This is a genomic window from Streptomyces sp. NPDC059740 (genome assembly GCF_042733155.1).
GTDB lineage: Bacteria > Actinomycetota > Actinomycetes > Streptomycetales > Streptomycetaceae > Streptomyces.
In genome coordinates, this window is record NZ_JBHWGP010000002.1 from 60,960 (window position 1) to 82,250 (window position 21,291).

Annotated in this window: 16 protein-coding genes and 1 pseudogene; 3 read left to right on the forward strand and 14 right to left on the reverse strand. The window is 73.4% G+C overall.

The window, feature by feature from the left end; all coding sequences use genetic code 11:
* Positions 1–167: 167 nt before the first annotated feature.
* The 3 genes and pseudogenes from nadD to ACFV3R_RS03110 form a co-directional block, all read right to left on the reverse strand.
* Positions 168–773: pseudogene (gene nadD / locus ACFV3R_RS03100) on the reverse strand (nicotinate-nucleotide adenylyltransferase); the annotation flags it as partial.
* A 53-nt stretch (positions 774–826) separates the two neighbouring features.
* Positions 827–997, reverse strand: coding sequence for a hypothetical protein (locus ACFV3R_RS03105; protein WP_385574476.1), 171 nt, complete (start codon positions 995–997; stop codon positions 827–829).
* Positions 998–1,121: 124 nt separating this feature from the next.
* Complete coding sequence (locus tag ACFV3R_RS03110) at positions 1,122–1,277, reverse strand: hypothetical protein (RefSeq protein ID WP_385574479.1); 156 nt, start codon at positions 1,275–1,277, stop codon at positions 1,122–1,124.
* Between the two features lie 194 nt (positions 1,278–1,471).
* On the opposite strand from ACFV3R_RS03110, the gene ACFV3R_RS03115 reads away from it, so the two are divergent.
* Positions 1,472–2,551, forward strand: a complete 1,080-nt coding sequence (locus ACFV3R_RS03115; protein ID WP_385574484.1) for a M48 family metallopeptidase — start codon at positions 1,472–1,474, stop codon at positions 2,549–2,551.
* Positions 2,552–2,879: 328 nt separating this feature from the next.
* On the opposite strand, the gene ACFV3R_RS03120 is transcribed toward ACFV3R_RS03115, so the two are convergent.
* The 5 genes from ACFV3R_RS03120 to proB form a co-directional block, all read right to left on the reverse strand.
* Positions 2,880–4,112, reverse strand: coding sequence for a hypothetical protein (locus ACFV3R_RS03120; protein ID WP_385574487.1), 1,233 nt, complete (start codon positions 4,110–4,112; stop codon positions 2,880–2,882).
* A gap of 140 nt (positions 4,113–4,252) precedes the next feature.
* A complete protein-coding gene (locus tag ACFV3R_RS03125) occupies positions 4,253–4,843 on the reverse strand; it encodes a hypothetical protein (protein WP_385574490.1) in 591 nt (196 codons plus the stop codon).
* A 128-nt stretch (positions 4,844–4,971) separates the two neighbouring features.
* Positions 4,972–6,237, reverse strand: coding sequence for a glutamate-5-semialdehyde dehydrogenase (locus tag ACFV3R_RS03130; protein ID WP_385574493.1), 1,266 nt, complete (start codon positions 6,235–6,237; stop codon positions 4,972–4,974).
* A gap of 90 nt (positions 6,238–6,327) precedes the next feature.
* Positions 6,328–6,720 (reverse strand): hypothetical protein, encoded by a 393-nt coding sequence (locus ACFV3R_RS03135; RefSeq protein WP_385575461.1) that lies wholly within the window; start codon positions 6,718–6,720, stop codon positions 6,328–6,330.
* A 238-nt stretch (positions 6,721–6,958) separates the two neighbouring features.
* Positions 6,959–8,059: a glutamate 5-kinase gene (gene proB, locus ACFV3R_RS03140; RefSeq protein WP_385575464.1), complete on the reverse strand. Its 1,101-nt coding sequence runs from the start codon at positions 8,057–8,059 to the stop codon at positions 6,959–6,961.
* A 425-nt stretch (positions 8,060–8,484) separates the two neighbouring features.
* On the opposite strand from proB, the gene ACFV3R_RS03145 reads away from it, so the two are divergent.
* A complete protein-coding gene (locus tag ACFV3R_RS03145; protein ID WP_385574497.1) occupies positions 8,485–10,602 on the forward strand; it encodes a hypothetical protein in 2,118 nt (705 codons plus the stop codon).
* 198 nt (positions 10,603–10,800) lie between these two features.
* Positions 10,801–12,579, forward strand: a complete 1,779-nt coding sequence (locus tag ACFV3R_RS03150; protein WP_385574501.1) for an FG-GAP repeat domain-containing protein — start codon at positions 10,801–10,803, stop codon at positions 12,577–12,579.
* A gap of 224 nt (positions 12,580–12,803) precedes the next feature.
* Here the strand turns inward: ACFV3R_RS03150 and ACFV3R_RS03155 are convergent, their stop codons facing one another.
* The 6 genes from ACFV3R_RS03155 to rplU form a co-directional block, all read right to left on the reverse strand.
* Positions 12,804–15,632, reverse strand: coding sequence for a stealth conserved region 3 domain-containing protein (locus ACFV3R_RS03155; RefSeq protein WP_385574504.1), 2,829 nt, complete (start codon positions 15,630–15,632; stop codon positions 12,804–12,806).
* The gene (locus ACFV3R_RS03160; protein ID WP_385574507.1) at positions 15,629–16,627 is read right to left on the reverse strand and encodes a hypothetical protein; all 999 of its coding nucleotides are present in this window, start codon (positions 16,625–16,627) and stop codon (positions 15,629–15,631) included. The genes ACFV3R_RS03155 and ACFV3R_RS03160 overlap by 4 nt, the downstream gene beginning before the upstream one ends.
* On the reverse strand, positions 16,624–18,378 hold the full coding sequence (locus ACFV3R_RS03165) for a stealth family protein (protein WP_385574510.1): 1,755 nt from the start codon (positions 18,376–18,378) through the stop codon (positions 16,624–16,626). Before ACFV3R_RS03165 ends, ACFV3R_RS03160 begins: the two co-directional genes overlap by 4 nt.
* A 619-nt stretch (positions 18,379–18,997) precedes the next feature.
* Complete coding sequence (gene obgE / locus ACFV3R_RS03170; RefSeq protein ID WP_385574514.1) at positions 18,998–20,443, reverse strand: GTPase ObgE; 1,446 nt, start codon at positions 20,441–20,443, stop codon at positions 18,998–19,000.
* A gap of 170 nt (positions 20,444–20,613) precedes the next feature.
* Positions 20,614–20,868, reverse strand: coding sequence for a 50S ribosomal protein L27 (gene rpmA / locus ACFV3R_RS03175; RefSeq protein ID WP_385574517.1), 255 nt, complete (start codon positions 20,866–20,868; stop codon positions 20,614–20,616).
* 14 nt (positions 20,869–20,882) lie between these two features.
* Positions 20,883–21,203, reverse strand: a complete 321-nt coding sequence (rplU, locus tag ACFV3R_RS03180; RefSeq protein WP_385574520.1) for a 50S ribosomal protein L21 — start codon at positions 21,201–21,203, stop codon at positions 20,883–20,885.
* Positions 21,204–21,291: the final 88 nt, after the last annotated feature.

Genomic DNA, 21,291 nt, shown 5'->3' on the forward strand with positions numbered 1-21,291 from the left:
GGTCAGCCCCGTGGCGGTGTCGGTAGGCGGTCGGCGCTGGGCGCGGCAGGTCAGGCCTGGTCGCGGGGGTCCTCAGCACGCACGCCGCGGTGCTCCTCGGACGGCCGGGCACCGGTGTCCGGCCCGTCCTCGGACCGGCGGGTGGCCTGGTGTCCGGGCTCCACCGGGTCGTCCCGGTAGAGCTGGCGCTTGTCGATATAGCGCACCACGCCGTCCGGCACCAGGTACCAGACCGGGTCGTCCTGCGCGACGCGTGCGCGGCAGTCCGTGGAGGAGATGGCCAGGGCGGGGACCTCGATCAGCGAGACGCCGCCCTCCGGGAGCCCGGGGTCGGTCAGGACGTGGCCGGGCCGGGTGACGCCGACGAAGTGCGCGAGGGCGAAGAGTTCGCCGGCGTTGCGCCAGGAGAGGATCTGGCCCAGTGCGTCGGCGCCCGTGATGAAGAACAGGTCCGCCTCGTCGTGCTGTTGCCGCAGTTCCCGGAGCGTGTCGATGGTGTAGGTGTCGCCGGCGCGGTCGATGTCGATGCGGCTGACGGAGAACTGCGGGTTGGAGGCGGTCGCGATGACCGTCATGAGGTAGCGGTCCTCGGCCGGTGACACCCGCTTGTGGCTCTTCTGCCAGGGCTGCCCGGTCGGGACGAAGATCACCTCGTCGAGGTGGAACTGGCTCGCCACCTCGCTGGCGGCGACCAGGTGTCCGTGGTGGATCGGGTCGAACGTCCCGCCCATCACTCCGAGCCGCCGCTTGGCGGGGCCTCTCTGCTCTCCCATGCGTGCAGACCCTACTGGGCGTCGGCCACCGGCCTCACCTGCGGGCCCTCGGCTCAGCGGTCGCGGTTGAAGCGGGTGGTGATCCACAGCAGCAGCAGGAGGGCGAAGAGCGCGCCGCCACCGGTCAGGTAGGGGCTCAGGCTCTCGTGGTTGCCGCCCTCCTGGCCGCCTTCGGCGAGCGTGACGAGGTGGGTCAGGGACTGAACGGTGATGTGCGGGCTCATCGGCTGCGACCTATCCGGGCTGGGCGGGCAGTTACGTCAGCGACATCGTAAGCGGCGCCCCCCGCGGACCTCACGCCGACTCCGCCGCCGAGGGCCGCCCGGACACCCGCGTGCGGTGCGGGGCTCAGTCCTGGTCGCGGTAGCCGCGCAGCAGGAACCACGCGACGAGCACGGCGCCCAGGACGCCGAAGATGATCACCGAGCGCAGGACCCAGCCGGGTCCGCCCTGGCCGGGGGAGGCTTCGGTGACGGCGGCGAGCAGGGTGCTGGCGTGGTTCATGGCCGGTGCGCTCCTCGGTTGTGCGGGGTGGTCCTGCGGCCGGCGCGGCGGGCACGGCGGTGTGCGGCATCCGTCCCGTTCCGTCCGCGTGCGCGGCGGTTCGGCCTGCGGCCAGCGTACGCCGACGCATCCCTGGGGCCCTCAGCGGCGTCCTCTACGCTGCAAGCACGTCATCCGAGCAGGGGGAGGTCTCCATGACGGAGAGCCCGCACGACAGTGAGCGCGTACCGAGCCGGAACCGCAGGCGCTTTCCCGGAATATCCTCCCGGGCCTACGAGCACCCCACGGACCGTTCGGCGCTGGTGGCGCTCCGCAAGCTGACCGGTTTCGACACCGTCTTCCGCACACTGAGCGGCCTGCTGCCGGAGCGCAGCATGCGCCTGATGTACCTCTCCGACTCGGTCCGCGTCGGGGAGCGGCAGTTCGTCCACCTGCACGAGATGCTGCTGGACGCCTGCCAGATCCTGGACCTGGAGAAGGTCCCGCCCATGTACGTCACCCAGGACCCGACGCCCAACGCCATGTGCGTCGGTCTGGACGAGCCGATCATCGTGGTCAGCACGGGCCTGGTCGAGCTCCTCGACGAGGAGGAGATGCGGGCGGTGGTGGGCCACGAGGTCGGCCACGCCCTGTCGGGCCACGCGGTCTACCGCACCCTGCTGATGTACCTGACGAAGCTGGCCGTGCGGGTGTCCTGGATTCCGCTGGGGGCGGTGGCGATCACCGCGATCGTCACCGCGCTGAACGAGTGGTTCCGCAAGTCCGAGCTCTCCGCGGACCGGGCGGGGCTGCTGGTGGGTCAGGACCTGAAGGCCTCCATGCGCGGCCTGATGAAGCTGGCCGGCGGCAACCACCTGCACGAGATGAACGTGGACGCCTTCCTGGAGCAGGCCGAGGAGTACGAGGCCGGCGGCGACCTGAGGGACTCGGTGCTGAAGATCCTCAACGTCCTGCCGCGCAGCCATCCGTTCACCACCATCCGGGCGGCGGAGCTGAAGAAGTGGCACGCGAGCCGGGACTTCCAGCGCCTCATGGACGGCCACTACCCGCGCCGTGACGAGGACTCCACCAGTTCGGTGTCGGACTCCTTCCGCGAGGCGGGGGCGCACTACGCGGACACGGTCCGTACCAGCAAGGACCCGCTGATGGGCCTGGTCCGGGACATCGCCGGGGGCGCCGGTGACCTGGGAGGGAAGCTGCGCGACTCGGTGTTCCGGGGCACCCGCCCCGCCGGTGGCGAGGGTGCCGCGGGGGCGGAGGGCGCCGGGGCCTGAGGGTGCGGCCGAGGGCGGCGCGCCGGGTACGGCTGCCGGTCCGTTCCCCGGCCCTCCGGCCCTGATCCGTACGCCGCCTGACCGGCTCCGCGGCTGACCGGCTTCTCGGCCGGCAGCTCCGTGACCGACCGGCTCCACGACTCCGCCCGGCCGCTCTCCCGGCCGGGCGGAGTCGTGTCCGGGCCGGGGGGCCGGGCCGGTGTGTGCCGGAAGGGCTCAGGCTCGGGTGCGTGCCGGGGGTCGTGCGTGCCGGGGTGCCGGCGCTGCCCTGGCGGTTCCGCGGCGGGACGGCGGCGGCACGGCGCGGGGGGGCCGGTCGGGTCGCTCGTCAGTGGCGGGAGACGCTCGGCCCGTCGGGGGCGGGGGTGGTGGACTGGGCGGGCGAGGGCTGGGCGCCGTCGGCGAGCGTGCCGCACAGCGGGGTGGGCCTGCTGCCGTGGCGGAAGGGGTCGGTGCCGGGGGGCTGGTCACCGGTCGCCTTCTGGCCGGCGAGCAGCGGGCTGAGCAGGTCCGCGGGGTCCGCGGAGCAGGAGAGCGGCCCGGCCTCCAGGAGGCTCTGCTGGACCTGGAGGCGGTGGTCGGCCAGGTCCTCCCGGCCGATGCGGAAGTGCACCTCGCGGTGGACGGTGAAGAGCGAGGCCGCGTTCTCGGTGTCCGCCGGCGGGCCGTCCGCGCCTTCGTCCGAGGGCGAGGCGGCCGGGGTGCGGGCCGCGGTCCGGTAGGCGGCGGGGGTGACGGTCGCGCCGCCTGCCGCCTCGCCGGTGCCCTTGCCGTCGTCGGCGGGGCGCAGGACGTAGACGAAGGTGTAGTCGGCGGTGACCTCCAGGGCACTGGCGCCGGACTCACGGGTGCGCATGGTGCCGTGGACGCGGACGCCGGGGCCGGCCAGCCGTGCCACGTCGGGGTCGATGCGGACCACCCAGCCGGTCGCGGCGTGCCTGCCGTCGGCGGTGGGGCGCTCCATGCTGCGGTCGAACTGGTCGAGCTGGTCGGTGCTCAGGAGGGCCCGGACGGCTCGTGCCGGGCCGCCGGCCAGGGTCTCGGGGTCGAGTGAGGAGCGGACCAGGTAGTCCTTGGCGATGGCCTGGGCCGACCCGATCTCGGCGGCGGAGAAGTGCAGGGTCCGGGCCGGGTCGGGCGGGTCGATGCCGGCGGCTCCGATCCCGTAGGAGGCTGCCGGGCTGCGCCGGACCAGTTCCCCCGGCCGGCCCGCCGGCACCTCGCCGCGGGGCGCGAGGGGTATGACCTCCGAGCGCATCACCTGCGGCGGGAGGTGTTCGGGGGTGCGGTAGGGGTGACGGATGCCCATGTATATGGCGGTGCCGAAGGCGACCACGATGAGCATGACGAGCAGCAGCGCCTGGCGGGACCCGCCGAGGCGGGTCCACAGGTGGCGGGGCCGCACCGCCTGGGTGTGCTCCACGAGCCGCTCGCGGGCGGAGAGTTCCTGGAGGCGGGCAGCACGGACGAACGATTCGTCGAACACGACGGACCGGTACTCGTCCTCTGATCCCCCCGAAGGCCCTTCGGGCCCCTCCGGAGGGTTCGCCGTCCCACCCATACCTCAAGAGTAGGTCCGGGGTGGGATCCATAAACGCCCCGGTAGGCCACTTCCGGCCTGCGGGGCTTGCCGGTGGGGTGGCCGCGGTGGCCACCGGCCCGTCACCGACCCCTGTGACGTGGCGTTACGCCAGGTCGGGCCTACTGCCCCTCGACGACGGCCGGGGGGAGCAGTTCGGGCTGGACCGTCGGGCCGCGGCCGCCGGAGGGGGACGGGGTGGTCTCGCCCACGCCGCGGGAGGTCGGCGGGGTGGTGGGACGGCCGGTGGGGTTCTCGCTGCCGCGGATGACGGCGCTGAGTGCGAGGGCCACCAGTCCGACGCCCATCACCATGGCCAGCAGCAGCGCCACGGGCCGGTGCCAGCGGCCCCGGCCTCGGTAAGGGCGCAGTGCGCCGCCGTAGGGGCCGTAGGGGCCGTCCTCGGCGTAGGGGTCGAGGTGGGCGGCACGGTCGCCGCCGAACCCCGTCCAGTCCGAGGGCGGGAGGTCGACGCCCTCGGCGACGGGTCTGCGGCCGTCGGCGTCGGCGTGGCGTTCGGCCTCCGCCCGTGCCTCTGCGGCGGCGAGCAGCCGCTCGGCCGCGCTGGGTTCGTGGAAGAGCGCGGACCGTATGAACTCCTCGTCGAAGACCACGGAGGCGAAGTCCTCGTCCGCCCAGCCGTGGCTCCCGGGTTCGTGCTCCTCGGGCTGGTCGCCGTCCGGGAACGGCGTGCCTCCCGCTTCGTCCGGCACCTCTCCAGAGTAGCCGTGCGCGGCCGATCCGGGCAGGGGAAGCGGCACCGAAGGGGGCGCGGGCAGGCTGGCGCGTCCCGGGTCCCGTCCGCCGCACGGGACGGGCGGGACCGGTGCGGCCGGGTGGGTCAGCGGGTGTGGCCGTCGCCGGTGACCACGTACTTGGTGGAGGTCAGTTCCGGCAGGCCCATGGGGCCGCGGGCGTGGAGCTTCTGGGTGGAGATGCCGATCTCGGCTCCGAACCCGAACTGGCTGCCGTCGGTGAACCGTGTGGAGGCGTTGACGGCGACGGTGGTGGAGTCGACCAACTGGGTGAACCGCCGGGCTGCGGCCTGGGAGCCGGTGACGATGGCCTCGGTGTGGCCGGAGCTGAAGCGGCGGATGTGTGCGACGGCCGCGTCGAGGTCGGGGACGACGGCCGCGGCGATGTCGTAGGAGAGGTACTCGGTGGCCCAGTCCTCGTCCGTGGCGGGGGCGACCTGGCCGGGGCCTGCCTGCTGCCAGGCCTCGTCGCCGTGCACCACGACGCCCGCCTCGGTGAGGGCGGCGAGGGCGCGGGGCAGGAAGGCGTCGGCGATGTCCGCGTGGACGAGGACCGTCTCGGCGGCGTTGCAGACGCTGGGGCGCTGGGCCTTGGAGTTGACGAGGATGTCCAGGGCCATGTCGATGTCGGCGGCGGCGTCGACGTAGACGTGGCAGTTGCCGGTGCCCGTCTCGATGACGGGGACGGTGGACTCGCTCACGACGGTCTGGATCAGCGAGGCGCCGCCGCGCGGGATGAGCACGTCGACCAGGCCGCGGGCGCGCATCAGCTCGCGCACGCTCTCCCGGCTCTCGCCCGGCACGAGCTGCACGGCGTCGGCGGGCAGCCCGGCCGACGCCACCGCGTCGCGCACCACCTCGACCAGCGCGGTGTTGGAGGCGTAGGCGGAGGAGGAGCCGCGCAGCAGGACGGCGTTGCCCGACTTCAGGCAGAGCGCGGCGGCGTCGACGGTGACGTTGGGGCGGGCCTCGTAGATGATGCCGACGACCCCGAGGGGGACGCGGACCTGCCGCAGGTCCAGGCCGTTGGGGAGGGTGGAGCCGCGGACGACCTCGCCGACCGGGTCGGGCAGGCCCACGACCTGGCGGACGTCGGCGGCGATGGCGGCGACCCGCTCGGTGGTGAGGGTGAGGCGGTCCACGATGGCCTCGGGGGTGCCGTTCGCGCGGGCCTTCTCGACGTCCTCGGTGTTGGCGGCCACGATCTCGGCGCTGCGGGCGACCAGCGCGTCGGCGACGGCGGTGAGCGCGCCGTCACGGACGGTGCGCGGCAGGGGCGCGAGGGTGGCGGCGGCCTCCCGGGCGCGGCGGGCGGTGGCCAGGACGGGCGAGGTCTGTGCGGCGCTGGTCATGACGGGAAGCCTAGCGGGGGCGGCGTCCCGCCTCGGAGGTGTTCCGCAGGACGGACAGCGGCCGTCCGCGCGGTGGGCGGCGGCCCGTCCTCACCAGGGGTGGACGCCGACGGGGGCCACCGGGGCCGGTGCCCGGCCGGTGGCGAGCCGCTTGCGGTAGGTGGCGCGGTCGATGACCTCCAGGCCGACGATCTCCCAGGGCGGCAGGTCGGCGGAGGAGCGGTGCTCGCCCCACAGCCGCAGGGCCATGGCCGCCGCGTCGTGGAGGTCGCGGGCCTCCTCCCAGTACCGGATCTCGGCGTGGTCCTCGGCGTAGCGGCTGGTGAGCAGGAAGGCGTGGTCGTGGGCGAGCTGCTCCAGGCCGCGTCGCACCTCCGGCAGGGGCGCGGCGGCTCCGGAGACGCTGAGCGTGACGTGCCACAGGCGGTGGCCTTCGCCTTCCTCGGCGCTCGTCCCCGCGGGGGAGGCCGTCTCCGGCGTCACGGGGGGTGCGGCCCTGAGCCGGGGCTGCACCTGCGGGTGCGCTTCTGTCACCGGCGGCCTCCTGTGCGTGTTCGCGTGCGGTCCGGGGGGCGGGACGGGGCGGTCGTCCTTGTCGTGGGGGTGGGCGCGCGGCGCGCGGCGGCCGCGGCGGGCCGCCTGGACAAAGTTGACCAGCCCACGGCCCGCCGTGGAGGCGTTTTGAGGAAGCTGCCTGGTGAGCGGGGGTGTCCTGACTCCTTCAGAGGAGGACGAGGTCGTCCCGGTGGACGATCTCCCGCTCGTAGGCGGGGCCCAGCTCCCGGGCGAGGTCGTGGGTGGAGCGGCCCATCAGCCGGGGGAGTTCGCGGGAGTCGAAGTTGACGAGGCCGCGCGCCACGGGGTGGCCTGCGGTGTCGCGCAGCTCCACCGGGTCGCCGGCGTTGAACTCGCCCTCGACGGCCGCGATGCCGGCGGGCAGCAGCGAGGAGTGGCGCTCGACGACCGCGTCCACGGCTCCGGCGTCCAGGACGAGGGCGCCGCGGGGGGTGGAGGCGTGGGCGAGCCAGAGCAGGCGGTCGGCCGAGCGGCGGCCGGTGCGCAGGAAGTGGGTGCCGGTGGGGCCGCCGGCCAGTGCCTCGGCGGCGTGGGCGGCGGAGGTGAGGACCACGGGGATGCCGGCGGCCGCGGCGATGCGGGCCGCCTCGACCTTGGTGACCATGCCGCCGGTGCCGACGCCGGCCCGGCCCGCGCTGCCGATGCTGATGCCCGCCAGGTCCGCGGGGCCGCTGACCCGGCTGATCCGGGTGGTGCCGGGCGAGGAGGGGTCGCCGTCGTAGAGGCCGTCTACGTCGGAGAGGAGGACGAGCAGGTCGGCGTGGACGAGGTGGGCGACGAGGGCGGCCAGCCGGTCGTTGTCGCCGAAGCGGATCTCGTCGGTGGCGATGGTGTCGTTCTCGTTGACGATCGGGACGGCGCCCATGGCCAGGAGCTGGTCCAGGGTGCGGCGGGCGTTGCGGTAGTGGGCGCGGCGGCTGGTGTCGTCGGAGGTCAGCAGCACCTGTCCGACGCGGCGGCCGTAGCGGGCGAAGGAGGCGGTGTAGCGGGCGACGAGGAGGCCCTGGCCGACGCTGGCGGCTGCCTGCTGGCGGGCGAGGTCGCGGGGGCGGCGGGGCAGGCCGAGGGGGGCCAGGCCGGCCGCGATGGCGCCGGAGGAGACCAGGACGATCTCCCGGGTGTCGCGCTCGACGTGCTTGGCCAGGACGTCGACGAGGGCGTCGACGCGGTCGGCGTCGAGCCCGCCGGCCGCGGTGGTCAGGGAGGAGGACCCCACCTTGACCACGATCCTGCCCGCGCCGGTCACGTCGGCCCTGGTGCCTTCGGCTGCCACTTCTGATCCCCTGCGTTCTCGCCGGTCGGCGGGGTGCCAACCCCTGCGTACCGCTCGAATCTACGACAGCGGGCGGAGCGGGTGCCCGCGGATATCAGGGGGCGGACGGTGCGCGGAGAGCGGGTGGGGCAGGCGGCTGCGGCGGTGGACGGGCCCGCGGTGCGGGGCCTGCGCGGGGTGAGGCGCCCACCACCACCGGTCAGGAGGTGTGGGGTGGGCCACCGGGCGTGCGGTGACGCGGGCCACAGCAAATTGTCATCCCGCAGGGAGAGGCAATACGGTCAGGTGTCCACCAGTTCCCGGCCGCCGTTGGCAACGGCGTCGCAGCGCGGGAACTGCGCGCGGTCTCCCCCACGGCCGCCCCCCACCTGACCTATCGCTGCCAGGAGCCCCCACCCGTGCCTTTCGCCGGATTCGCCCGTCGTCGAGCCGTGAGTCTCATGGCTCTGCTGGCGCTGCTGCTCGCGTTCGTCGCGCAGCTCGTCGGCGCGTTGCTGCCCGTTGTGCCGCTGTTCGTCGCGGCGTCCGTGGTCAACCTGGGCCTGGACCTCTTCCTCCAGCACAAACAGCCGGGGCTGCTGGCGCTGCTGGGGAGAATCAGGCTGGACGTCACCATCCGCCAGCTGCTGCGCGACATGCTGGTCCTGATCGGTCTGACGCACATCCACGGCATCAACCCGCTGCGTGAGCAGGCGCCGCTCACCCTCGCGCTGCTGGTCTTCTACGTCGCGCACTTCGCGTGCCAGGCGGTCGCCGTGCTGGTGCGCCGGTCGCGGTCGCTGCCGTTCCTGACGCGGAACATCGACGTCAGCGCGCTGCGCCTGTCGGACGCGCCGCCGCGGCTGCTGGCGCGCCAGACCGGCCGCCGGCTGCTGCGCTTCGCGCTGCCCGGCACGGTCGGCCTGATGGTGACCGCCCTCACCCGGCAGGCGGTGTGGGGCGGCACCGGCCTGGTGATCGGTGTCCTGCTGTCCGTGGGCGGCACGGTCCACCTGGCGACCTGGCTGCTGCGGAGCAAGCGCCTGCCGCACCAGGACAAGGCGCTGGAGTGGCTCGACGGCTGGCTCGCGCAGTACCGGCCGACGGTGGGCATGTACTTCTCCGGCGGGACGTCCTCGGCCTACCAGGCCAACATGTGGCTCTCCACCCTGGACGCGCTGGAGGGCCGGCCGATCATCGTGCTGCGTGAGCGGTTCATGATGCAGAAGATCGAGGCGACGGACATCCCGATCGTCTGCCTGCCGAAGGTCGCGCACCTGATGCGGCTGGAGCACTCCACGCTGAAGGTGCTGCTGCACCCGGCGAACTCCGGCAAGACCTCGCAGGTGCTGCGCATCCCCTCCATCAAGCACGCCTTCATCAACCACGGCGAGAGCGACAAGCTGTCCTCGTGCAACCCGTACGCGAAGGCCTACGACGAGGTGTGGGTGGCCGGTCCGGCGGCCCGCGAGCGCTACCAGCTCGCGGACATCGGCGTCGAGGACAAGGACGTGGTGGAGGTCGGGCGTCCGCAGCTCACCCCCATCCGCTCCTACGCCGGGCCGCCGGCGGGCGAGTACACCACCGTGCTGTACGCGCCGACCTGGGAGGGCTGGGACGGCAACCCGGGCAACACCTCGGTGGTGCTCGCCGGCGAGAACATCGTGCGGGAGCTGCTGGCCGACCCGAAGGTGCGGCTGCTGTACAAGCCGCACCCGATGACCGGGTCGGTGGAGCCGGCGGCGGGGGCCGCCAACGCCCGCATCCAGGCCATGATCGCGGAGGCGAACACCCGGCGCTCCGGTGCCCGGCCGGACCCGTCGACGGCGACCGAGCTGGCCCGGCGTGAGGCCGAGCTGGACCGGCTCACCTCCACCTCCTTCCGCGGCAGCGCCGACGAGCTGGAGCGGATGCGCATCCAGGGGGCGCCCGAGCCGGGTCGCGCCGACGCGGTCGCCGCCGCCACGCAGGCCTGGGAGGACGCGTTCTGGGCCTCGTTCCCGGAGTGGGAGCACCAGATCGTCACCGGCCCGCGGCCCGCGATCTTCTCCTGCTTCAACCAGGCGGACGTGCTGATCAGCGACGTCTCCAGTGTGGTGTCGGACTACCTGACCAGCGACAAGCCGTACGCGGTCGCCAACACCTCCGGCATGAGCGAGGAGGAGTTCCGCACCACCTTCCCGACGGTGCGGGCGGCCACGATCCTCACGCCGGCGGCGGACGGGGTGCCGGCGCTGCTGGACACCGTGCGGCACCCGGAGCGCGACACGCTGGCCGAGGCGCGCCGCGAGCTGAAGGAGCACCTGCTCGGGCCGTCCGACCCGCCGTCGCTGGTCCGCTTCGACGCGGCCGCGCAGGCGCTGGCGGCCAAGGCCGACGAGCGAGCCGTGCGGATGGCGGCGCGGCTGGCGGCCGTGCCCGCGCAGCGTGAGGACTCGGAGGTGACGCCCCCGGGTACCGGGCACGCGGCGCCGGCGGACTCGGTGGAGGACGGCGCGGACGGGGACACGGAGAGCCCGGTGGCCACCACCGCCTGACCCGGGACCGGCTGACTGCTCAAGGCCGCGGACGGACCGAACTGGTCTGTCCGCGGCCTTGGTCGTGAAGAACACGGAAGTTTCTGGAAAACACGGACCGCCGGCCCGTCGAGCTGTCTACAATCAGCCGACTCTCGCGAGGGCCGGGCGTGTCACGTGCCGTTGCCCCCGCTTTCACTCCCAGGGGGGCCTGGCTTCATGAGCACCACTTCCGCACGTCCGGCGGGCCGCAGACGCAGCGGCCGCACCGCCCTGACCGTCCTCGCGGCGGCCGTGGCTCTGGCCGCCGGCGCTGCCGCCGGCACACCTGCCGTGGCCGCCGGTGCACCGCACACCGGCACACCGCGTCCGGCACCGCGGCACACCGCGCCGGACGCCCCGGCGCCCGCACTCGCCCACCGGCACCGGGCGGCCGCCGCACCGGACCGCACCGCTGCCGGCGGCAGCCCGCGGGCCGCCGCCACCGCGGCCTCGTCCCGTTTCGACGTCGACTCCGACGGCTGGACCGACCCGCTCTTCCGGGACCTCGACGACAACCTGTACGACCTGCACACCTCCGACGCGTCCGTCGCGCCCTACGACGTGCCGGGGTACACCGGGACGCTGCCGAAGGACGTCCTGGCCCCCGGTGATCTGACCGGCGACGGCCAGAACGACCTGCTGGTCCTCACCCAGGACGGCACTCTGGCGCTGCACCCGCAGAAGAGCGCGCAGGGCTCCCGTGCCGCGGTCTGGTCGGGCAGCGGGTGGCAGGCCTACAACAAGCTCTTCGCGCCGGGGGACGTGACGGGCGACGGCCGGGCGGACCTGCTGGCCCGGACGCCCGACGGCGACCTGTACCTCTACCCGGGCACCGGCAGCGTCTCCGCGCCCTTCGCCTCCCGGACGGCGGTCGGCGGGGGCTGGTCGGCCTACGACCAGCTCGTCGGGCTCGGGGACACCGACGGCGACGGGCTGGGCGACGTGGCGGCCCGCACCCCCGGCGGGGACCTGTACCTCTACCGGGGCACCGGGAAGCCGGCCGCCCCGCTGGCGGCCCGGGCGGCGGTCGGCGGGGGCTGGCAGACGTACAACCAGCTGCTGTCCGCCGACGACTGGGACGGGGACGGCCTCGCCGACCTCATGGCGCGCGACTACCAGGGCGTCCTGTGGTTCTACTCCGCCGACGGCAAGGGGAACTTCACCGCCCGGCAGCAGCTGGGCACCGGCTGGACGTCGGCGCAGTTCGCCAACGCCGGCGGCGTCCCCGCCTGGGGCCGGCGCGAACTCGTCGGCCTGGACCGCAAGGGCACCCTCTACTGGTACGGCGGGATGGGCGACGGGCAGCTCAGCGCCCGGCAGCAGGCCAGTGACACCGGTGGGTTCGCCGGTGCGAAGCTGACCTACGCCTCCTCCCTCGACCCCGAGGGCTACGCCGACCTGCTGGAGCTCTACAACGGCACCCTGTACAACTACAACTCCCCCGCCGGCGGTGGGGAGCTCGCCTCGGGGTGGCCGAACTACCCGCTCGTCCTGGGCCCCGGTGACCTGACCGGCGACGGCCACGGCGACCTGCTCGCCCGGGACTCCTCCGGCGTCCTGTGGCTGTACCCGGGCCGTGGCGACGGCGCGTCCCTGGCGGCGCGCACCAAGGTGGGCGGCGGCTGGGACGCCTACAACTCCCTGGTGGGCAGCGGGGACTTCACCGGTGACGGCCGTACCGACATCGTCGCCAGGACCCCGGCCGGCACGCTCTACCTGTACCCGGGGACGGGGCGGGCGGCGGTGCCCTTCCTCGCCAAGGTGAAGCTGGGGACCGGCTGGCAGCAGTACGGCCAGCTCGTCTCGCCGGGTGACCTGGACGGCGACGGCCGCGCGGACCTGCTCGGCGCGAACTCGGCCGGGACGCTCTACCGCTACAGCTCCTACGGCTCCGGCCAGTTCCGCGCCCGGGTGAAGCTCGGCACGGGCTGGGACACCTACCTGCGGCTGTTCTGAGGATCCTGACCGGCTGCTCTCCGCGACGGCACGAGGCCGGTGCCCCCGCACGTACGGCGGGGGCACCGGCCTCGTGCGTGAGGGGGCGCTCATGCACCGCGCCGGCTGCTGCCGTTCCGCCCCCGGCATGAGGCCGGGAGCACCCCGGTGTGCGTCCCGGTACGGGACGGGCCTGCCCACCGCGCTGTGCGGTGGGCAGGCCCGTCCTCGGCGACCGGCTCGGCTCACACCTCGTACGGGCTCTTGACCGGGAAGTAGGCGCGCAGGAAGGCGTCCACCACCCGTTCCTGCTCCGCGGCGGGCACCTCGGCGTCCATGGACTCGCCCAGGCAGAACACGTCGTGGCCCCGCAGCGACAGCAGTCGCGTGAGCTCGGGGTGGCGCTCGTAGGTGCCCACGTCCACGTAGGCGCACCTGATGCTGCTGGGCACCGCCTCCCGCGTCAGGTACGCGTAGTGGTGGTGGAGCGAGGAGACCATGGAGATGTCGCGCCAGTGCCGCAGCGGCGAGGCCGCGGTACGCCGGACCTCCTGCGGGAACTCCTCCTCGATGCGGGCCAGGACACTGCGCCGCAGCGGGTGTGGGGCGTGCAGGAAGCTGTTGGAGACGGTCACCCCGAACCGCTCCTGAAGCAGCCGGCGGTTGTTCTTGGCCGCGGCGAAGTAGGCCTCGTCCTCCTCGCTCACCTCGCCGACCGGCACCGTGGTCGGGGACCAGAAGAACCGGCTGGTGCCGTTGGCGAGGAAGAACCGCTGGGCGCCCACCGGGCGGCCGAAGAACACGTCGTCGTTGAGGTAGAGGAACTGCTCGGAGAGGCCCTCGATGTGGTGCAGGCGGCTCTCGATGGCATGGGAGTTGAAGGTGGGCAGGCAGTCGGGGTCGGCGAACAGGTCGCGGTGGGAGACCACCTTCACGCCGGGGTGCTCGGTGTTGAGCCAGGCGGGGGTCTGGTCGTCCGTCACCAGGTACACGTTGCGCACCCAGGGCGCAAACATGGCCAGTGAGCGCAGCGAGTAGCGCAGTTCGTCGCGGTTGCGGAAGCGGGCGGCGGCGTCGCCGGCCGACTCCGCGGGCAGCCCCATCTGTTCGCGGCGGCGTGCCTTGCGCTCCTGCCAGGCCGGGTCGGTGTCGTCGACCCAGGTGTACACGGCGTCGACGGGGAAGCCGATGTCACCGACCAGCGTGCGGGTGAAGGGGGCGAGCGTGGGGTGGTCGCGGCCTGCGACGGGGGTGGTGGCGTCCGCCGTGAGGGAGGGCAGGCGCCGGCCCAGCTCGGTGGCGCGCAGCGGTGCGGCGAAGTGGTCGTCGCCCCCCTCCTCGGCCGGCTCGAAGGGCCAGAACTCGATGTCGCAGCCGTAGGCGGGGCCGAAGCGCAGGGTGCGGGTGGAGGTCACCACCGGCCGGAAGACGCGCAGCCCGGCGGTCTCCCCGATGCCTTCGAGCCGCTCCGCGAGCAGCACCGCGGGGGCGTGCGTGCGGGGCTTGAGCAGTTCGGCGTAGACCGCCTTGCCCTGGTACTCGGCGACCAGCGCGGCCCTCGCCCGCTCGGCGTGCCGGGCGTCGACGGCGAGCCTGCGCCGCTGGACGGCGTCGGTCTCGCGCAGCACCACGTACGGCACCCCGTGGCGTTCGAGGGCGGTGTGCACGGTCTCGAAGTTGCGGTCGAGGACGTCGGCGGCGCGCAGGTCGTCCCGGACCTCGCACAGCCGGCCGCTGGCCCTCACCAGGCTGCGGTCGGCGGCGTTGATGACGGCCTCCCTGGCCCGCTGGTCGCCCGAGGAGGGGGCCGTGCGGTCGGCGGCCACGGCGGCGTGGAAGCGTCCGGCCCCGCCGTCCACCACCCGGTGCGCCATGCGGTCGGCGCGCTCGGCCATGCGGCGCGGGTCGTCCCGGCGGGCGACGAGCTCGGTGAAGAGCGCCTCCCACCGCTTGACGACCACCCCGGCGGAGAAGCGCTCGGAGCCCTCCAGGGCGTTGCGCCCGTAGGTGCGCAGCAGTTCCTCGTCGCCCATCAGCCGGTCCAGCGCGGCGGCCAGCGACTCGATGTCGCCCGGCGGCACGAGGAGGCCGTCCACGCCGTGGCGCACGATCTCGGCCGGGCCGGTGACGATGTCGTAGGCGACGGCCGGCACGCCGGCGGCGAACGCCTCCAGCAGGACCAGGGGGAAGGCCTCGCCGTCCTGGGAGGGCAGGATGGTGAGGCTGGCGCGGGCCCACTCCTCGTCCATGTGCTGGCTGGGGCCGAGGATCTCCACGGAGTCGTGCAGGCCGAGGCCCTCGACGAGGTTGCGCAGCCGCGGCATCTGCGGCCCGTCGCCGAAGACCCGCAGGCGCCACCCGGGATGCTCGGGGAGCACCTTGGCGAAGGCCGTGACGGCGTGGTCGACCTGCTTGTCGGGGACGAGGCGGCGCGGCATGACGATGGTGCGCCCGGTCAGGCTGGAGCGGGGGCGGAAGCCTTCGGGGATGGCGTTGGGGATGGCCTCCAGCCGCGGTGCGGCCTTGCCCAGGGACTCCTCCAGCCACTGCCGGGTCCGCTCGGTGAGCACCACCAGGGCGTCGATCTCCGGGGCGCGCAGCAGCAGCGGTTCGCCGGTGCCGCCCCGCAGCTGGCTGGGGCGGTGCTCCTGGTGGACGGTGACGACACCGGCCGGGGCGAGGTCGGCGACGGCCGACATCAGGGCGGGCGAGGTGGTGACGAGCACGTCCGTGTCGAGAGTGCGCAGCGCCCGCTTCATCTCGATGTCGGACAGGGCGTCAAAGGTCGCCTCCCAACGGGAGTTGACCAGTTCGCTGGGCAGGCCGGCGAGCCGCTCGCAGGCCTGGCGGTCCAGGCCGCTCTCGCGCACCGGACGCTCGTACTCACCCGAGCGGTCCACCAGGTAGCGCACGGGGACGCGGGCGTCGACGGAGAAGAACGGCTCCGCCCTGGTCCGGAAGACGCTGAGCACCTCCACCGTGTGGCGCGGGGCGAGGTGCGTGGCCTGGGTGTACACGGCCTGCTCCGTGCCCCCCATCTCGTCGCCCCAGGTGAGCAGGAAGGTTATTTTCATTGTTCTCTCTCCGAGGCGATGACGGCGCCCCGAAGCGCCAGGCTGCCGACCGGTGTGTAGTAGGGGTTGATCCGCAGGCACCTGCCCTGCTCGTCGGCGAGCAGGCGGTTGGGCATGCGGAAGACCTGCTTGGGGAGGCGGACGTCGGTGTGCCGGCGGGAGACCTTCAGGGGCCTGCCGCCCGGCGCGGTCAGCCGCACGTCCCAGATCTGCTCCTTGGCGGTGGCGCCGGCGAAGTCCTCGACCCGCAGCCGGCAGGTGAAGTGCTCGCCGTCCCAGGCCGGCTGCACGCTGCGTACCGCGGCTCCGCCGCGCCGCACGAGCTCGACCGAGGCGCCGGTGTACGCCTGGCTCGCGGCGTTGGTGAGCCGGCCGTGGAGGGTGAGGTCGCTCCAGCCGATCACGACCCGTTCCACCTCGGCCGCCGCCGCGTCCCGTCCCAGGGACAGGTGCGCGCGGCCGGTGGAGGAGGCCAGCAGCCTGCCGTGGGAGCCGTCCGCGGCCGTGGGGGCGGCGATCGTCGGGCCGTCGGGCAGCGGGTTGGGGACGGCGGCCAGGGCGAAGCGGCGTTCCTCGCCGGTGCCGTCGGCGAACCGTACCGAGAGCTTCCACTGCCCGGCGGCGAGCAGGTAGCGCCGCAGGTCCGTCGGCAGGGCCGGCACGGTCTCGCACCGGCCGTCCAGCAGGCCGACCACCAGGGTGCCGGAGGCCTCCACGCGTCCCTCACCGCGCTCGGTGAGGGTGAGGGGCGCCACCACGGGCTTCGCGCCGCCCCCGATGACCAGGTGCGCCTCGGTCGGCCGGATCTGGTCCGGTACCCGGACGCAGACGTTCAGGGTGCGTCCGTCCAGCAGGGACAGGTGGGCGGGGGTGAGGCGGGGCCAGTCGTCGACGGCGGGCGGGACGGTGACCAGGCCCGCCCAGCGGGTGCGGGCCTCACGCGCGGCCGTGTAGCCGCGGCGCAGGACCTCGCCGGGTGCGACGAGTCGTCTCATGAGCTGGCGTCCTTGCGCTCGAACGGGCTGGGGACCGGGTAGTACTCCTCGAGGAAGGTCGCCAGCAGGGTGTGCTGGGCCTCGAGGTCCGCCTCGGTGGAGGTGGTGTCGTTGACGCAGAAGACGTGCCGGTCCCGCTTGGCCAGCAGCGTGCCCAGCCGGCGTTCGGCCCCGGGCTGGGCCAGGTCGCAGTAGGTGTAGTCGAGTTCGCGGGAGGGCACGGCCCGGCCGGTGTGGAAGGCGTAGTAGTGGTGCAGGGAGGAGGCCACCGACAGGTCGCTGGTGGAGCGGAAGCGGCTGGCGGCCGTGGCGCGGTACTGCTCCGGGTAGGCGGCCTCGATCTCGCTGAGCACGCTGCGGCGCAGGGCGTGCGGCATGTGCTTCATCTTCTGCACGATGACCGCCCCGAAGCGTTCCGCGACCAGCCGCCGGTTGTTCTTGCCGGCCGCCGCGACCGGTGGGTCCTCCTGCGTCACCTCGCCGAGGGGCACCAGCGCGGGGGACGGGAAGAAGCGGCTCACGCCGTTGGTGAAGAAGAAGTCGCCGGGCACGACCTCGCGGCCCAGCAGCACGTCGTCGTTGAAGTAGAGGAAGTGCTCCGAGAGGCCGGGTATGTGGTGCAGCTGGCTCTCTATGGCGTGGGAGTTGTACGTCGGCAGGGAGTCCGGGTCGGTGAAGATCTCCTTGTGGCTGACGACGCGTATCCGCGGGTGGGCGGTGTCGAGCCAGGACGGTCTCTGGTCGTCCGTGACGAGGTAGACGTTGCGTACCCAGGGCGCGTAGAGGTGGAGCGAGCGCAGGGAGTAGCGCAGTTCGTCCCGGCTGAGGTACCGGGCGGCGTTGGCGGCCTCCTCGTGGTAGCCGGCGCCCGAGTACGCGGCACGCCGCCGCAGCCACTGCGGGTCCGAGCCGTCGACCCAGGTGTAGACCACGTCGACGGGGAAGTCGGGTGAGGAGGTGGTGCGCAGGTCGAACTCGCGCCGGCTGGGGACCCGTACGGTCCCGGCCTCCTCGTAGGCCGGTGCCAGGTCGGTGAACCGCCCTTCCGGGACCTGCACGCTCTCGCCGTGTGCCGGCACCCGCTCGGTGACCACGCCCCGGCGGGGCGAGACCAGGTCCTCGTCCTCGCGGCTCCAGAACTCCACGTCGCACCCGTAGTCGATCCCGAGCACCAGTCGCCGGGAGGGGTCGGTGCGGTACCAGGCGATCCGCAGGACGTCGGCCGCGGCGACGCGTTCCCAGGTCTCGTGGTCGTGGCCGGGCAGTTCCAGACGCTGCAACGGGCGCCCGGGCCGCGGCGCCGCCAGGTAGGCCGGGTGCATGTGGCCGAGGACGCGGAGGGCGGCGAGGACGGCCTCCCGGTCGGCGGCGTCCACCGCCACCGCGGAGGAGGTCTGGGAGCGGCCCCGGACGCAGAAGTGGTCGATGCCCCGCTCGCGCAGTGCTCCCAGGACGCGTTCGAGGTTGGCCCGGCGCGCGGTCAGGGGGGTGACGCCCTCCTGCACCTCCGCGATCCGCGCCGTGCCGCCCGACGTCACGATGGTGCGCGTGGGCCCGGAGAGGTAGGGACCGTGCTGCCGCGCGAGTCGCGCGCTGCGCATCCGGTCGCGCGCCTCCGCCACCACGGCGAGCCGCATCTTGATCTGCTGGCGCAGGTCGGAGCCGACGCGCTGCGCGATGGCCCGCCGCGCCTCCTCGGGGACCACACGCCGGTAGACGTCGACGAGTTGGGGCGCTTCAGGATTGCGCATGGTGGGGGGCTCCTTGCACCTGGGCGCACCACTCTGCGAGGGACGCCGCACACTCGGTCACAGGGAGGGGACGCGTTCTGGTGCGGTACACCTTTGTCAGCCTTCGGTGGACGGTGACCCGACACGGCCCGAGGCAGGACGCCGAGCGCCTCCACCGGCCCGTGCGCGGCCACTCCCGGGGCCCGACGCGACTGCGACGGACCCACAGGCGGCCCACCTCCCCGGCATGTGGATGACGAGGGAACAGCGAGCGCCTGCAACATGAAAGACGCATGAAAAGGCCGTGTGGTTGCCCTGACCACGGACACAAGGGCAGCGGATCGGACGAACGGCCGCGCCGCAGGGGGCCCGTCGGCCCGCCGCGCTGCGAGGACGCGGGCCTGCCCGGCGGGGCGACGGGTGAAGGGGCGACACCGTCGAGCGGTGCATCAGCCGTCCGAAGCAGTGGCGAGGCACCGCCACCCGCTACGAGAAGACCGCCACCATCTACCTGGATGTGGCCGGCCTCCACGTCGCGGGCATCTTCCTCCGGTCCGGGAGCAGCGGCTCACTCCACGCCCACCGCCCGTCAGCCAACGGCACACCCGGGCCGACGAGCGACTGGTCCGAACGGAACCGGCTAGTCCTCGAAGGGCTCGAAACCCCGGTACTCCTGCAGCGCGTCGTCCCGCTCCGCCTGCCGCTCCTTGCGGCGCTGGGCGGCGGGGCGGGGCGCCTCGAAGCGGTGGTCCTCGCCGCGGCGGCCGAGCATCTCGGCGCCGGCGGCCATGGTGGGCTCCCAGTCGAAGACGACCGCGTTGTCCTCCGGACCGATGGCCACGCCGTCGCCGGGGCGGGCGCCCTGCTTGAGCAGCGCGTCCTCGACGCCGAGGCGGGCGAGGCGGTCGGCGAGGTACCCGACGGCCTCGTCGTTGTTGAAGTCCGTCTGCCGCACCCAGCGCTCGGGCTTCTCGCCGCGGACCCGGAAGAACTCCTCGCCCTCGGGGGTGACGGTGAAGCCGGCGTCGTCCACGGCCTTGGGCCGGATGACGATACGGGTGGCCTCCTGCACCGGCCGGGCGGCGCGGGCGGCCGCCACGATCTCGGCGAGGGCGAAGCTCAGTTCCCTCAGCCCGGTGCGGGCGACGGCCGAGACCTCGAAGACGCGGTAGCCGCGCGCCTCCAGGTCGGGGCGGATGATGTCGGCGAGGTCCTTGCCGTCCGGGATGTCGATCTTGTTGAGGACGACGATCCGGGGCCGCTCGTCGAGCCCGGCACCGTACTGGGTGAGTTCGGCCTCGATGACGTCGAGGTCGGAGAGGGGGTCGCGGTCGGACTCCAGCGTCGCGGTGTCCAGGACGTGGACCAGCACCTCGCAGCGCTCCACGTGGCGCAGGAACTCCAGCCCCAGCCCCTTGCCCTGACTGGCGCCCGGGATGAGGCCGGGCACGTCGGCGACGGTGTAGACGGTGGAGCCCGCGGTCACCACGCCGAGGTTGGGCACCAGGGTGGTGAAGGGGTAGTCGGCGATCTTCGGCTTGGCCGCGGAGAGCACCGAGATCAGCGAGGACTTGCCGGCGCTGGGGTAGCCGACCAGCGCGACGTCCGCGACGGTCTTCAGCTCCAGGACGATGTCGCGGGCCTCGCCGGGCTCGCCGAGCAGCGCGAAACCGGGCGCCTTGCGGCGTGCGGAGGCGAGCGCGGCGTTGCCCAGGCCGCCGCGGCCACCGCTGCCGGCCACGAAGGTCGTGCCCTGTCCGACCATGTCGGCCAGCACGTTGCCCTGCGCGTCCATGACGACGGTGCCGTCGGGCACGGGCAGCACCAGGTCGGTGCCGTTCTTCCCCTCCCGGTTGTCGCCGGCGCCGGGCTGGCCGTTGGTGGCCTTGCGGTGCGGGTGGTGGTGGTAGTCCAGCAGCGTGGTGACGTCCCTGTCGACGACGAGGACGACGTCGCCGCCACGGCCGCCGTTGCCGCCGTCCGGGCCGCCCAGCGGCTTGAACTTCTCACGGTGGACGGAGGCACAGCCGTGGCCTCCGTTACCCGCGGCGACGTGCAGCTCGACGCGGTCCACGAAGGTGGTCATGGTGGATGCCTCCTGTAGTTCCCCGGACGGGGATGGTGCTGACGGGTGGTGCGCTGTTCGTTCAACGCACCAAGGGCGGACCGTCCTTCCCCCGTTACGGGAGAGCAGGCGGTCCGCCCTCGGAATGCGGTACTGCCGGCGCGGCCTGGGCCACGCCCGTCACACGGTCGTCAGGCGACCGGGACGATGTTCACGACCTTGCGGCCGCGACGGGTGCCGAACTGCACCGCGCCGGGGGCCAGGGCGAACAGGGTGTCGTCGCCGCCGCGGCCGACCCCGGTGCCCGGGTGGAAGTGGGTGCCACGCTGGCGGACGATGATCTCACCGGCGAGGACTTCCTGGCCGCCGAAGCGCTTCACGCCGAGCCGCTGCGCGTTGGAGTCGCGACCGTTCCGAGTGGACGATGCGCCCTTCTTGTGTGCCATGTCTCCTCAGTCCCTTACTTCGCCGGCGCGTCGATGCCGGTGATCTTGAGCGCCGTGTACTGCTGGCGGTGACCGATCCGCTTGCGGTAACCGGTCTTGTTCTTGTACTTGAGGATGTCGATCTTGGTGCCCTTGTGGTGGTCCACGATCTCCGCCTGGACCTTCGCACCCGCCAACACCCACGGGTCACTGGTGACCGTCTCGCCGTCGACGACGAGGAGCGTCGAGAGCTCGACCGCGTCGCCCACCTTGCCGGCGGAAATCTTGTCAACCTCGACGACATCGCCCACAGCAACCTTGTGCTGGCGGCCGCCGCTACGCACGATCGCGTACACGGGAACTCTCTTTCACTCGAAGACGGGACCACTGATGCCAGCCGCTCTCACGCTGCGGACCGGAGAGTTCCGGGACCCGGGACACGTG